At 63.9% G+C, this 13,117-nt stretch carries 12 protein-coding genes and 1 pseudogene; 8 read left to right on the forward strand and 5 right to left on the reverse strand.

Annotated features, from left to right (window positions below; genetic code table 11):
- Positions 1-426, forward strand: a 426-nt coding sequence (locus tag NCR40_RS31295; protein ID WP_284507777.1) for a hypothetical protein, incomplete at its 5' end; no start/stop codon positions are given.
- Positions 427-547: 121 nt separating this feature from the next.
- Here NCR40_RS31295 and NCR40_RS31300 read toward each other — a convergent pair.
- The 4 genes and pseudogenes from NCR40_RS31300 to NCR40_RS13985 form a co-directional block, all read right to left on the reverse strand.
- Positions 548-673: pseudogene (locus NCR40_RS31300) on the reverse strand (citrate/2-methylcitrate synthase); the annotation flags it as partial.
- 80 nt (positions 674-753) lie between these two features.
- Positions 754-1,113, reverse strand: coding sequence for a hypothetical protein (locus NCR40_RS13975; RefSeq protein WP_250509734.1), 360 nt, complete (start codon positions 1,111-1,113; stop codon positions 754-756).
- The gene (locus NCR40_RS13980; RefSeq protein ID WP_250509735.1) at positions 1,114-2,457 is read right to left on the reverse strand and encodes an MFS transporter; all 1,344 of its coding nucleotides are present in this window, start codon (positions 2,455-2,457) and stop codon (positions 1,114-1,116) included.
- 32 nt (positions 2,458-2,489) lie between these two features.
- On the reverse strand, positions 2,490-3,764 hold the full coding sequence (locus NCR40_RS13985) for a glucarate dehydratase family protein (RefSeq protein WP_244828967.1): 1,275 nt from the start codon (positions 3,762-3,764) through the stop codon (positions 2,490-2,492).
- A gap of 157 nt (positions 3,765-3,921) precedes the next feature.
- On the opposite strand from NCR40_RS13985, the gene NCR40_RS13990 reads away from it, so the two are divergent.
- Complete coding sequence (locus tag NCR40_RS13990) at positions 3,922-4,632, forward strand: GntR family transcriptional regulator (protein ID WP_250466325.1); 711 nt, start codon at positions 3,922-3,924, stop codon at positions 4,630-4,632.
- A gap of 5 nt (positions 4,633-4,637) precedes the next feature.
- Here the strand turns inward: NCR40_RS13990 and NCR40_RS13995 are convergent, their stop codons facing one another.
- Positions 4,638-5,774, reverse strand: a complete 1,137-nt coding sequence (locus tag NCR40_RS13995; RefSeq protein WP_250509736.1) for a GGDEF domain-containing protein — start codon at positions 5,772-5,774, stop codon at positions 4,638-4,640.
- A 155-nt stretch (positions 5,775-5,929) separates the two neighbouring features.
- Here NCR40_RS13995 and NCR40_RS14000 point away from each other — a divergent pair, with 155 nt between their 5' ends.
- The 6 genes from NCR40_RS14000 to NCR40_RS14025 all read left to right on the forward strand — a co-directional run bounded on the left by NCR40_RS14000 (position 5,930) and on the right by NCR40_RS14025 (position 13,082).
- Entirely contained in the window at positions 5,930-6,517 is a 588-nt protein-coding gene (locus tag NCR40_RS14000) for a glutathione binding-like protein (protein ID WP_244828970.1), read from the forward strand.
- 291 nt (positions 6,518-6,808) lie between these two features.
- The gene (locus NCR40_RS14005) at positions 6,809-7,546 is read left to right on the forward strand and encodes an SDR family NAD(P)-dependent oxidoreductase (RefSeq protein ID WP_250509737.1); all 738 of its coding nucleotides are present in this window, start codon (positions 6,809-6,811) and stop codon (positions 7,544-7,546) included.
- Positions 7,547-7,613: 67 nt separating this feature from the next.
- Positions 7,614-9,275, forward strand: a complete 1,662-nt coding sequence (locus tag NCR40_RS14010) for a rhodanese-like domain-containing protein (RefSeq protein WP_250509738.1) — start codon at positions 7,614-7,616, stop codon at positions 9,273-9,275.
- The gene (locus NCR40_RS14015; protein WP_250466332.1) at positions 9,272-10,483 is read left to right on the forward strand and encodes an LLM class flavin-dependent oxidoreductase; all 1,212 of its coding nucleotides are present in this window, start codon (positions 9,272-9,274) and stop codon (positions 10,481-10,483) included. Before NCR40_RS14010 ends, NCR40_RS14015 begins: the two co-directional genes overlap by 4 nt.
- A complete protein-coding gene (locus tag NCR40_RS14020) occupies positions 10,480-11,811 on the forward strand; it encodes an LLM class flavin-dependent oxidoreductase (RefSeq protein WP_250509739.1) in 1,332 nt (443 codons plus the stop codon). The genes NCR40_RS14015 and NCR40_RS14020 overlap by 4 nt, the downstream gene beginning before the upstream one ends.
- A gap of 32 nt (positions 11,812-11,843) precedes the next feature.
- Positions 11,844-13,082, forward strand: a complete 1,239-nt coding sequence (locus NCR40_RS14025) for an SfnB family sulfur acquisition oxidoreductase (RefSeq protein ID WP_250509740.1) — start codon at positions 11,844-11,846, stop codon at positions 13,080-13,082.
- Positions 13,083-13,117 lie beyond the last annotated feature (35 nt).

The raw sequence follows: 13,117 nt of genomic DNA on the forward strand, positions 1-13,117 counted from the left end.
GGCCACGGCGACGGCGGTCATGGCAACGGCGGCGGCAACGGCAGCACCGGCGGTCATGGCAATGGCGGCGGCGATGGCGGTGGCCATGGCGACGGCGGTCATGGCAACGGCGGCGGCAACGGCAGCACCGGCGGTCATGGCAATGGCGGCGGCGATGGTGGTGGCCACGGCGACGGCGGTCATGGCAATGGCGGTGGCAACGGCAGCAGCGCTGGCGGCCACGGCGACGGCGGTCATGGCAATGGCGGCGGCGCAGGTAGCACCGGCGGCCACGGCAATGGCAGCAGCGGCGGTCACGGCAATGGCGGCGGCGCGGGCAGCAGCGGTGGCCACGGCAACGGCGGCGGTGGTCACGGTGGTGGTGGCGGCGGCGGCGGTGGCGGTGGCGGTGGCGGTGGTGGCGGTGGTGGAGCAGGCGGCCGCTAACTCACCCTTCCCAAACGCGTCGATCGGACCGCAATCCGGTCGACGCGAGTCAAAAGCAAAGCCAACACAAAGCGCTAGAAGCACCCGATGCTGCCTTTGCAGCATCAAACAGATTCAAACGTCAATCGACAACCGCGGGCCCGATGCAATGCGCCCGCGGCCGCAACAAACTTCCCTCCTCGATCTGCTCCATCGAATGCGCCATCCATCCCACGCTTCGCGCGATGGAGAACAACGCGAACGCCGCACCCTCCGGTAACTCTCAATGCTCAACGAGCGCAGCCAGCGCGACGTCGATGCGGGCTTCCTACCTGTCAGACGCTCGGCTCAATCGATCAAGGCACGCGCCACATCGGATGCCTCGAAAGCGCATAAAAGATCCGCGCGGGAATCGCCCTGCGGATAAGGCTCGGCGTGACGCGAGGCATGCCAAGCGCGCGCAAGACGCATACGCATCGGACGAGCAGCGAAAGCAAGCTCGACAAAGCTGCTCGCGAGCCGGCCGACGAGTTCGGCGGCGCACACGAACATGCCTGCGAAATCGGCATATCGGTTCGGGTACGGAAGAAATGCGCCAGGCGATGGCCGAACGTAGTCGATGCGCTGGCCAAGCATTTCGACATTGCCGGGACGCGCGATGAATCGAAACGCCGTGCGGCGCGTATCGCCTGACGCCGGACGCCACAATCAGTGCGAACGCCCCGCCTTTGCAATCATCACGCCGCGTCCATCGCGCGGCTTCATGGCCGCGAAGAAGACGAGCGCCGCGGCCACGACCGACATCGCGGCGAGCCCCGTGAGGCCGCCTTCGATCGATCCCGTCTTCTGTTCGAGAAAGCCGAAGGTCGCGGGCGCCACGAAGCCGCCGAGATTGCCGAGCGAATTGATGAGCGCGATGACCGGCGCCGCGATGCGCGCGTCGAGATAGCCTTGCGGAATCGGCCAAAACAGCGACGACGCGGCCTTGAAACCCATCGCCGCAAAACAGATCGCCACGAACGAAAACACCGCGCTGCCCTGCCCCGCCGCATACATGCCGAGCGCGGCGATGATCAACACCACCGCCACCCACGCCTGCTGAAACTTGAAGCGCGCCGCGAGCATGGCGAAGACGTACATCGCTGCAATGGAGATGATCCACGGAATCGAATTGAAGAGCCCGACCTGGAAGTCGTTGAAGTGCCCCATCTTGCGGATGATGCTCGGCAGCCAGAACGTCGCGCCGTAGATCGTCAGCGACACGGAGAAGTAGATCAGGCAGAAGATGAGAATCTGCGGATCGCGCAACAGGCTCCACGTGGATGGCTTGACGGTATGCGACGCGTCACGTTCCACTTGTTCGCTCTCGATCTCGTCGATGATCGCGTCCTGCTCCGCACGCGTGAGCCACTTCGCATCGCGCGGCTTCGAATCGAGCCAGAACCACACGAAGGCCGCGAGCACCACGGAAGCGGAACCTTCGATCAGGAACATCCACTGCCAGCCATGCAGACCCATGCCGTCTATCAGCATGAGCGCGCCGGAGATCGGCCCGGATAGCACCGAAGCCAACGCGGAGCCGCTCAAGAAAATCGCCATGGCACGGCCACGCTGATTGCTCGGCAGCCAGCGCGTGAAGTAGAACACCACGCCGGGAAAGAAGCCCGCTTCAGCCGCGCCGAGGACCAGGCGCATGATGTAGAACGAAGTCTCGCCGCGCACGAAAGCCATGCCGACCGCCGCCAGTCCCCAAGTAATCATTATGCGCGTGAGCCACGCCTTCGCGCCGAAGCGCTGCAACAGCATGTTCGACGGCACTTCGAACACGGCATAGCTCACGAAGAACAAGCCCGCGCCTAGTCCATAAGCCGCAGCGCCGATCCCAAGATCAGCGCTCAGATGCTGACGCACGAAACCGATGTTCACGCGGTCGATGTAATTGACGATGAACATCACGACGAAGAGCGGCAGGATATGCCACTTGATCTTGCTGACGGCGCTGGTCAGTGGATTCGTCGGTTCATCCGCGCGATCTGGCGTCGAACTGCTCATGGGCTTGTCTCCTCGTTGATCGTGCGTGCCGCTCAGAAGCGCGGATTCTTGCCGGTGAATTCCGGCTGATATTTGCGCATCTGCTTGAGGTCGTCACGATTGCGCACGCCGCACGAGAGATATTGCTCATGCAGTTCCGCGAGCCTGTCGCGATCCAGTTCGACACCGAGGCCCGGCGTCGTCGGCACGCGCACCGCGCCGTTATCGAACTTCACCCGGCCGCCCTTGATGACTTCCTCTTCCTGCCACGGATAATGCGTGTCGCATGCGTAAGTGAGATTGGGGATACTCGCGGCGACATGCGTCATCGCCATCAGGCTGATGCCCAGGTGCGAGTTCGAGTGCATCGACATGCCAAGCTCCCACAGGGCGCACATGCGTGCAAGCGTCTGCGTCGCGCGCAGGCCGCCCCAGTAGTGATGATCCGACAGCAGCACCTTCACCGAGCCCATTTCGCAGCCGCGCCGGAAGTCGTCGAAAGTCGTGATGACCATGTTGGTCGCAAGCGGCAACCGCGTGTGCTTGGCGAGTTCCGCCATGCCTGCGAGACCCGGACACGGGTCTTCGTAGTATTCGAGCAATTCGTCGAGTTCGGGCGCGGCCTCGATGCTCGTTTCGAGCGTCCAGTTGGCGTTCGGATCGAGCCGCAGCGGCGTGCCGGGAAAAGCCTCGGACAGCGCGCGCATGCAGGCAATTTCATGCTTCGGCTCGAATACGCCGCCCTTGAGCTTGATACTCTGAAAGCCGTACAGATCGATCATGCGGCGCGCCTGCGCCACGATCTGTTGCGGGCTGATGCCTTCGCCCCAGGCATCCGGCGCATACGGCTTGTCGATGTGTTCCGCATACTTGAAGAAGAGATAGGCGCTGTACGGCACCGCGTCGCGCACCTTGCCGCCGAGCAGATCGACGACAGGCGCGCCGACCATTTGCCCTTGCAGATCGAGCATCGCGACTTCCAGCGTGCTGATCACTTTCGACGCGTTCTTGGCCGTGTGCGAGCCGGGTGCGAGTTCGAATTCCACCGCGCCCGGGCTTGGCTTGATGCTCGCACGCACGCGCTCCTCCATGCGGTTCAACTCAAACGGCGAGAGGCCGATGGCCAGTTCCTTCGCTTGTTCCAGCACGCGCAGCATCGGCTCATCGCCATAAGTTTCGGAGATACCGACGCGCCCGTCGCTCGTTTCCAGTTCGACGATGGCGCGCAACGCCCAGGGCTCGTGAATACCGGCCGCGTTCAGGAGCGGGCCGTCCCGAAAGGCGATCGGCGTGATGCGGACTTGCGTGATGGTGACGCTGCGGCTCATGGGAATCATCCGGGGAATGAAATCGATGTCCGCATCATAAACACTAATATATTAGTGCGTCAGTGGGGAAAGTACCCATCGTCGCTGCCGCGCCATGCGGCCGGAAATCGCTCTTGCAGGCCTTAAAATCGCGAATATCGCAATCAAACAGTCCGCCATGAAACTCATCGACGCCCCGGCTGCGGCAACCCGACAAGGCCTCGACCGGTCGCGCCACGCCGCGCCGCAAGTGTTCGAGCAGTTGCGCGCGCGTATTCTTTCGCTCGAACTCGCGCCGGGCACGGTGCTGTCGCGCGCCGATCTCGCCGCGCGTTATGGCCTTTCCCAAACGCCCGTGCGTGACGCGTTGATGAAGCTGGGCGAGGAAGGTCTCGTCGATATCTTCCCGCAGCACGCCACCGTGGTTAGCCGCATCAGCGTGACTTCGGCGCTGCAAGCGCATTTCCTGCGCCGCTCGATCGAGCTGGAAGTGGTGCGCACGCTGGCGAACGCGCGCAATGCCGAGTTGGTGGAGCGGCTGCGCACGACCATCGAGAAGCAGATGGAGCTGCGCGACCTCAAGAACTACGAGCAGTTCTCGCTACAAGACCAGGCGTTTCACCGGCAGATGTACGAAGCCGCCGGCGTGCCGCAGTTGTGGGATCTGGTGCGCCGGTTGAGCGGCCATATTGACCGGTTGCGGCGGCTGCATTTGCCCGTCGAGGGCAAGACGCTTGCCGTGGTGCGCGATCACACCGAAATCGTCGATGCCATCGCGAATGGCGATGCCGAAGCCGCCGACGCCGCGTTGCGCAAGCATCTGTCCGGCACGCTGCATCAGATCGATCAGATTCGCACGCGTCATCCGACCTTTCTGGCGGACGACTGAGCGCGCTACCAGCACGCGTCGCCGATAGCGGTCAGCTTGTCGCGTCCGGCGACCTTCGCGCGATACAGCGCCTTGTCCGCGCGTTGCAGCGCATCCTGAAAGCCTTGCTCGCCTTCGCTCACCTGCGCGACGCCGATGCTCATCGTCCATTCCGGCATGCCTTCCGTGAACGAGCGGCACGCGCGATGAATCTGGTTGGCGCACGCCTGTGCATAAGGCGCGCGCCATTCCGGCAGGATAGCGATGAACTCGTCGCCGCCCAGCCGCCCGAACTCGCCGCCGAGCGAGCCGACTTCCGCGCCCGCCAGCCGCGCCAGTTCCATCAGCACGTTATCGCCCGCGAGATGGCCGTGACGGTCGTTGATCTGCTTGAAGTGATCGAGGTCGATGGCGAGGATGGTCGCGCCCGGTGCGATCAATGGCCGCGCGTGTTGCTCAAAGCCCGCGCGATTCCATACGCTCGTCAGCGGATCGCGCAACGCGGCGTCGCGCAGACGCTGCTGCGCGCGTTCCGCCGGAATCGCGAGCAGGCCAAGATTGAGCACGGCCAGAAGCAGTTGATCCGAAAGCATTGGAATGACCGCGAGAAAATTCACGCGCGAGTCGCCCCACGCCAATGCCGCGAGCGTGATCGCGTAACCCGGCAGATAACCGAGCATCGCAAGACCGGCGATGCGCCCGCCCCGGCTCTTCAGGCGGCGCGCGTCCAACACGAGCATGGCGCCCGCGATCAGCGCCGATATCGCGATGCCGATGGTATCGCCCGCGCGCGTCCAGGCGAACACGGCCGGCCGCGCGCCGAACGTCAACGTGGGAAGCACGTGGACCAGCACGGAGCCCGCGATGGGCGCGAGCATCCACCAGCGAAAAGGCGGCTTGCCGTCGAACGCGCGCATGCCCGTGATCAGCAGCATATTGCTCGCCGCCAGGCCGCCCAGCAGCAGGCCATCTAGGAATAAACGGTCTTCCCAAAACTCGAAGCCGACCAGAACCGCCGCATAGAGAAACGCGCTCGCCGACCAGTGCGCGAAGTAGCGTTCCGCGCGCGGTTCGAAGCGCACGAGCGCAAAGACGAGTCCGAACGCGCTGCTCGAAAGCACGCTGCAAAGACGTAGGGTTTCGGTGTCGGGTGTGGGGAACATGACCGGGCGACGCGGTCTGCGCGCGCGAGGGAGAAGGACACCGGTATATCGGCAGCCAAATCGTGAAACTTGAGCCACGGCGCGACGTTTGCGCGCGGCATAACCCTTGCTCGCCTTCAAGACGCCAAATCAACGAAACCAAGGAGGGGCACACGATGAAACTTTATTACGCACCCGGCGCATGCAGTCTCGCGGATCACATTGCCATGCACGAGGCAGGGCTCGATTTCGAACGCGTGAAGGTCGATCTGAAGACCAAGCTGACTGAAGACGGCCGTCCATTCGACGAGATCAACCCGAAAAGCTACGTGCCGGTAGTCGAATTGGACGATGGCCGCCGTCTGACCGAAAACATCGCGATTCTCTCGTGGGTCGCGCGTCAGAAGCCCGCGCTCGCACCATCCGACGATGAAGGCGGCACGCGTCTGCTCGAAACGCTCGCCTTCATCTCGACCGAAATCCACAAGCAGTTCGGCCGCGTGTTCCGCCCGACATCGGATGCGGAAGCGTCGGCGGCGCGCGAGAAGATCGGCCAGCGTTTTACGCTCATCGACAAGATGATGAAGGGCGACTATCTCTTCGGGGAATCCGCAAGCGTCGCGGATGCTTACCTTTTCACGATGCTGACATGGGCCAACAAGATGAGCATCGAAGTGCCGGCAAAGCTCAAAGCGTTCTACGAGCGCATGCGCGAGCGGCCCGCTGTCAAGCTCGCGCTCGAACACGAAGGCATTTCGCTTTGAACCTGACCATCTAACCAAATACGAAATCAGGTAAGAAGCATCGTTGAAATGATCGGTTTGCGATGACCGCAAGCAAGGCGAAGATGGGCGACTCCGCTTCCGAAACACTTCGTCCATGCTCCTTTCCGCCATCGCCACCAACACACCGGGGCGGCGCGCATGAACGCGTTGCCCCGGCGCCTGCCCGCCTCGTTCCCTGACGTTTTCCGCGAATCTTCGGCCGGTCGCCTCGACAACCGGCTGTGTGGGCGCGCGCGCCGCGTACTTTCCAACCATTCATCGGAGTAAGCCATGAGCAGCACATTCAAGGACCAGGTTGTCTGGGTGACGGGCGCTTCCGGCGCGCTGGGCGCGGCCACCGCGCGCACGCTCGCCGATGCGGGCGCGACGATCGTCGCATCGTCACGCAGCGTCGATGAGCGATTGTTCGCAGCGTCGCCGAACGTGGTCCCGCTCAAGGTCGACGTGACCGATGACAAAAGCGTGAAGGCGGCGTTTGCGCAGATCGAAGAGCGCTTTGGGCGCCTCGATGGCCTCGTCACCAGCACCAACGTCTCCACTTTCGGCGACTTCCTCGAACTCACCGACGACGACTGGCAAAGCGTGATCGATGCCAAGCTGCTCGGCTCGGTGCGCCCGATTCGCGCCGCCTTGCCGCTCTTCATCAAGCAAGGGCGCGGCGCGATCGTGGCGATCTCGGGACGCGGCGGCATTGCGCCGCCGCCGAATCATTTCCCCGGTTCGAGCGTAAACGCGGCTATCGATCTGCTCGTGCAAGGTCTCGGCCGCCGCTACGGTCCGCAAGGCGTGCGCGCGAATGCCGTCGCGCCCGGTCCGATCCGCTCGCCGCGCTTCGATGCGCTCGCCGGCGCGCAAAGTCAGAACGAGCCCACGCGCCTGACCGCGCTCGAAGGTCCCGGCACGCCGGAAGACGTCGCGGCCGCGGTCGCATATCTGCTTTCGGACGATGCCCGTTTCGTCACCGGTTCGCGTCTCTATGTCGATGGCGGCGGGCCGCCCTACGCGTAACTCGTAACGCGTAACGCATAGCGCCCGATTCGCCACGTCAACCGAAACCCATCCAAGGACCTTCTTCATGTCACGTTTCGTTTCGCCCGCGCAATTGCGCACCCTGATCGCTCAACACAATGAACTCGCGGTGCTCGACGTGCGCGAAGAAGGCGTGTCGTCGAAAAAACGCCTGTTCTATTCGTCGGTCGCGCCGGTCGGACGCCTGGGTCTCGTGATCGATCGGCTCACTCCACGGCGCGGCACGCCCGTCGTTCTCGTCGATGCCGAAGGCGCCGAGGACGGCTATGCGCAACGCGCCACCGCATTGCTGGCGCGCTGGGGCTACACGGACGTGTCGATTCTGGATGGCGGCGTGGAAGGCTGGGCGCGCGCCGGCTTCGAAATTTTCAGCGGCACCAACGTGCCGGGCAAGGCGTTCGGCGAACTGATCGAGCATCGGCTGCATACGCCCAACATCGACGCCGAAACGCTTAAGGCGCGTCAGGATGCGGGCGACGATCTGGTCGTGCTCGACTCGCGCCCCTTCGGCGAATTCAACAACTTCAATATTCCCGGCGGCATCGACTGCGCGGGCGCGGAGTTGGTGTATCGCGCGCTTGCGGCGGCGCCTTCGCCGGATACGCTGATCGTCGTCAATTGCGCCGGGCGCACGCGCAGTATTCTCGGCGCGCAATCGCTCATCAATGCGGGCGTGCCGAATCCGGTCGCCGCACTCACGGGCGGCTCGATGGCTTGGCTGCTCTCGGGCCTCGAACTCGAACACGGCGAGATTCGCACCGCACCGCGTCCCGAAGGCGCGAGCCTCGCGACCGCGCGCGAACTTGCGGCGGCCGCCGCGCGCAAGGCGAACGTGCCCGTGATCAACGGCGAAACGCTCGCGGCGCTCGAACGCGAAAGCGGCGAGCGCACGCTGTATCGCTTCGATGTGCGCGATCCGCTCGAATACGCGGCGGGGCATCCGGCAGGCTGGCGTTCGGCGCCGGGCGGTCAACTGGTGCAGGCGACCGACGAGTACATCGCCACGCTGCATGCACGCGTGGTACTGCGCGACGACGATGGCGTGCGCGCCCGCATGACCGCGTCGTGGCTCAAGCAACTCGGCTATCTCGATGTCCGCGTGCTCGACGATGCCGCCAGCGCCGCCCTCACCCACGACGCGCTCGAAGCCGGTCCCGAGCCGTTGCGCGTGCGTCCGCATGGCGCGCGCACGCGCTGGATCGAGCCGGATCATCTGCAACGCGCGCTCGATGCCGGCCGCGCGCAAGTGATCGATATCGACGCGAGCATTGCGTATCGCAAAGGCCATGTGCCGGGCGCGCGTTTCGTGGCGGCAAGCGCAGTGGAAGACCACCTGCGCTCGGGCGTTTTCAAGCGCGATGCGCCCGTCGTGCTGACTTCGGAAGATGGCTTGCTCGCCGGACTCGTCGCCGCCGAACTCGCGCCGCGCTGGCCGGAGATCGCCGCGCTCGTGGGCGGCACGGCGCGCTGGAGCGCGATTGGCTTGCCGCTTGAAACCGGCGACGCGCACAACCTGACTGGCGACGACGACGCGTGGTATAGCCCGTATCACGTCGAGAAGGAACGCGTGGCGGAGCAAATGAATGCGTACCTCGCGTGGGAGCTGCAACTGGTCGAACAGGTGGAGCGCGACGCGATTGCATCGATCGATGTGCTGGACTTCAAGACGGCCACGGACAAGCGCAGCCGCGAACGCCTGGCATCATGACTTCACCGACGATACGCCCTGTCTTCGACGGTTCGACGAGTCCCGCCGACATTCCCGGCAGCGCGCTTCACGGCGCGTTTCAGCAACCGTTGATGCTCGGCCTCTTCTTGCCGATTCAGAACGGCGGCTGGTCCATCTCGACCTTGCCGCGCTCGACCGACTGGCGCTTCGACTACAACGCGCGGCTCACGAAGACAGCGGAAGCGCTCGGCTTCGATCTGGTCTTCGGCCTCGCGCAATGGCTTGGCAAGGACGGGCATGGCGGCGCGCTCAAGTATCGTGAGCAATCGCTCGATGCGTTCATCGCGACGAGCGCGCTTGCCGCCGTCACCGAGCGCATTTTGCTGATCTCGACGGTGCATGCGCTCTATGGTCCGTGGCATCCGCTGCATCTCGCCAAGTTCGGCGCGACGCTCGACCATATCTCGGGCGGACGCTGGGGCATCAACCTGGTGACGGGTCACGTCAAAAGCGAATGGGCGATGTTCGGCCAGCCGATGATCGAGCACGACACGCGCTATGAACGCGCGGCCGAATTCGTCGCCGTGCTCGATTCGTTGTGGCGCAGCGATGCGAATCAGAACATCGATTCGCCGCACTGGCAGTTGCAGGACGCGTTCGTGAGTCCGCGACCGCGCTTTCATCGGCCGGTGCTCGTGAATGCGACCGGGTCGCCTGCGGGGATTGCGTACGCGGTGCGTCACTCGGACCTGATCTTCATCACGAGCCCCGCAGGCGCGGATTTCAACGACGCCATCGGCGCCCTGCCTGCGCATACCGCGACCATTCGCGAAGAGGCCGCGCGGGTGAAACGCAACGTGCGCACGCTCATCAATCCGACCATCGTGTGCCGGCCGACCGAACGCGAGGCGCGCGAGTATCGCGATGCCATCGTCGCTCACGCCGATGAAGGCGCGCTCGATGGCTTCGTCGGCCAGCACGGCCGCAGCGACGCGAAGGCGTGGGCGAATCACAAGCGCGAGCAGCGCATTCTCGGCGGCAATCTGCATCTGATCGGCTCGCCCGAGCAGATCGTCGATCAGTTGCTTGCATTGAAGCGCGCCGGTTGCGATGGCGTGCAACTCACCTTCTTCGACTTCGAACCGGACCTCGCGTATTTCGGCGAGGCCGTGTTGCCGCTTCTCGTCGATGCGGGCTTGCGACTGCCCGTGCCCGCAGCGAACTCCTTACCTCGGACGACGTCATGACCAAACATCGCCAATTGCATCTGAACACCAACATCACGGGCGTCGGGCGGCATCCCGCAGGATGGCGCACCTTGGACAACCCGCGTGCGATCATCGACTTCAAGTTCTTTAGGGAGATTGCAACGACAGCGGAGCGCGGCAAGCTCGACGCCGTGTTTCTCTCGGATGCGCTCGCCCTGCGCAATCACGCCGAAGGTCCGCAGCAATCGTTCGAACCGACGGTGCTCCTCACCGCGCTCGCGGGCGCGACCGAGCATGTCGGTCTCATCGGCACGGCATCGACCACGTTCAACGATCCGTTCAATCTGGCGCGGCGCTTCGCATCGGTCGATCACCTGAGCGGCGGGCGCGTCGCGTTCAATGCCGTGACGACCTACGACGCAGCCGCCGCCGCGAATTTCAGCTTCAACACGCCGCTTTCCACGGAAGAGCGCTATGCACGCGCGCAAGAATTCGTGGATGTGGTGACGAAGCTCTGGGATAGCTGGGAAGACGACGCGCTCGTCGCCGATCAGGCCACGGGACGTTATGCGGACCCGTCGCGCGTGCATGCCATCGAGCATCGCGGTCAGTACTTTTCGGTGCGCGGCCCGCTCAATGTGCCGCGCAGTCCGCAAGGGAGGCCCGTGCTCGTGCAGGCGGGATCGTCCGAAGGCGGACGCGCGCTTGCCGCCCGTTTCGCCGATGCGGTCTTCACCGCGCAAACCACCTTGCCGAGCGCGCAGGCGTTCTACAAGGAGATGAAGGAACGCGTGGCGCGGCATGGGCGCAACCCCGATCACTTTCTGCTGTTGCCGGGCCTGTATCCGGTGGTCGGCGGAACCGAACAGGAAGCGCGCGCGCATAAAGCCGAACTCGATGCGCTGCTCGACACCGACCGGGAAGTCGCGCGCCTGGCAGGCGCGCTCGGGCTCTCGCCGGACAATCTGCATATCGACAAGCCGCTGCCTTACGAGCGCATCGAAAAGGTCGTGCGCTCGGACTTGCCGCGCGGCTTCATCGACTCGACCGTTGCGCTTGCGAAGGCCGAAAACCTGATAGTACGCGATCTGCTCGATCGCAATCCGGGCGCGCATCGAATCATTGTCGGTACGCCCGAGCAGATTGCCAACGACATCGCACAATGGTTCGACGCGCGTGGCGCGGATGGCTTCAATCTCAACGCGGATGTGTTTCCGAGCGGCCTTGCGGCGTTCGTCGATCACGTCGTGCCGCTCTTGCAGCGCAAAGGCATTTTCCGCACCGATTACGAAGGCACGACCTTGCGCGAACATTATGGTTTGCCGCGTCCCGACAGCCAGTATGCAAAGAGGCGCGAGGCCGCCTGATCTTTTATCGTCCGAGCCTCTAAGGGAGTTTCATGTCTTCTACTCTGGATCAACCGACTCGCGCGCAAGAAGCGCATCGCATTCGTACCGATGCAGAAGCGCTGGAAACGGCACAACGTCTCGAACATGCGTTCGCGCAGGAAGCGTCGGAGCGAGATCGCGAGCGGCGCTTGCCGCGTGAAGAACTCGAAGCGTTCAGCGCATCGGGACTGTGGGGCATCTCGGTTCCCAAGGCATTCGGCGGCGCGGATGTTTCCGTATGGACCATCGCGCAGGTCTTCGAACATATCTCGGCAGGCGATTCATCGCTCGGCCAGATTCCGCAGAATCACTTCGCCAATCTGGAACGCCTGCGGCACGACGGCACGCCTTCGCAGCAGGCGTTTTTCTTCGAACGCGCGCTTGCAGGCGAGCGACTCGGCAATGCGACGGCCGAACCCGGCGATCGCTTGCCGGGCTCGCATGAAACACGCGTGCGGCGCACGACGCGCGGGCTCGTCGTATCGGGCAAAAAGGTGTATTCCACAGGCGCGCTCTTCGCGCACTGGATACCCGTCGCCGCGCGCGATGACGATGGCTCGCCCGTGTTCGTCTACGTGCCGCGTCATGCGCGCGGCGTCGAAGTGATCGACGACTGGTCGGGCTTCGGGCAACGCACGACTGCAAGCGGTCAGGTGCATATCGACAATGTCGAAGTGGACGCGGTGCAAGTGGTGCGTCGCGAGCCAGGCGGCGAGATCGATACGGGCAACGCGGTTTCGCAGCTGATTCATGCGGCGATCGACTTGGGTATCGGCCGTGCCGCGCTCGATGAGACGAAGCGCTTCTTGCGCACGCTTGCGCATCCGGCACGAGGAAGTGGCGCCGCACATGCCCCGGACGATCCGTTCACGTTGCGCGATATCGGCAAGCTGACCGTGGACCTGCACGCTGCGCGCGCGTTGACCGAGCGCGCAGCGGTGTTGATCGAAGCGGCGCGTGTGCCCGGTTCAGCGCGTGACAAAGTGAGCGCGGCCATCGTCGCGACGGCGGAAGCCAAGATTCTCACGACACACCTCGCGCTCGATGCATCGAACAAACTCTTCGAGCTTGCAGGCACGCAATCGACACGCGAAGAGCATAACCTCGACCGCCACTGGCGCAATGCGCGCACGCATACGTTGCATGACAGCGTGCGATGGAAGTATCACGCGGTGGGGCAGTATGCGCTGAACGACTTGCTGTGCGATCCCTTCAGCTACGCGCATCCTTATACGGCGGTGAAGGAATGAACAAGCGGGCGTGTTCTGCGCACGCCCGCTTCAGG

This window comes from Caballeronia sp. GACF4 (assembly GCF_023631025.1).
Classification (GTDB): Bacteria; Pseudomonadota; Gammaproteobacteria; order Burkholderiales; family Burkholderiaceae; genus Caballeronia.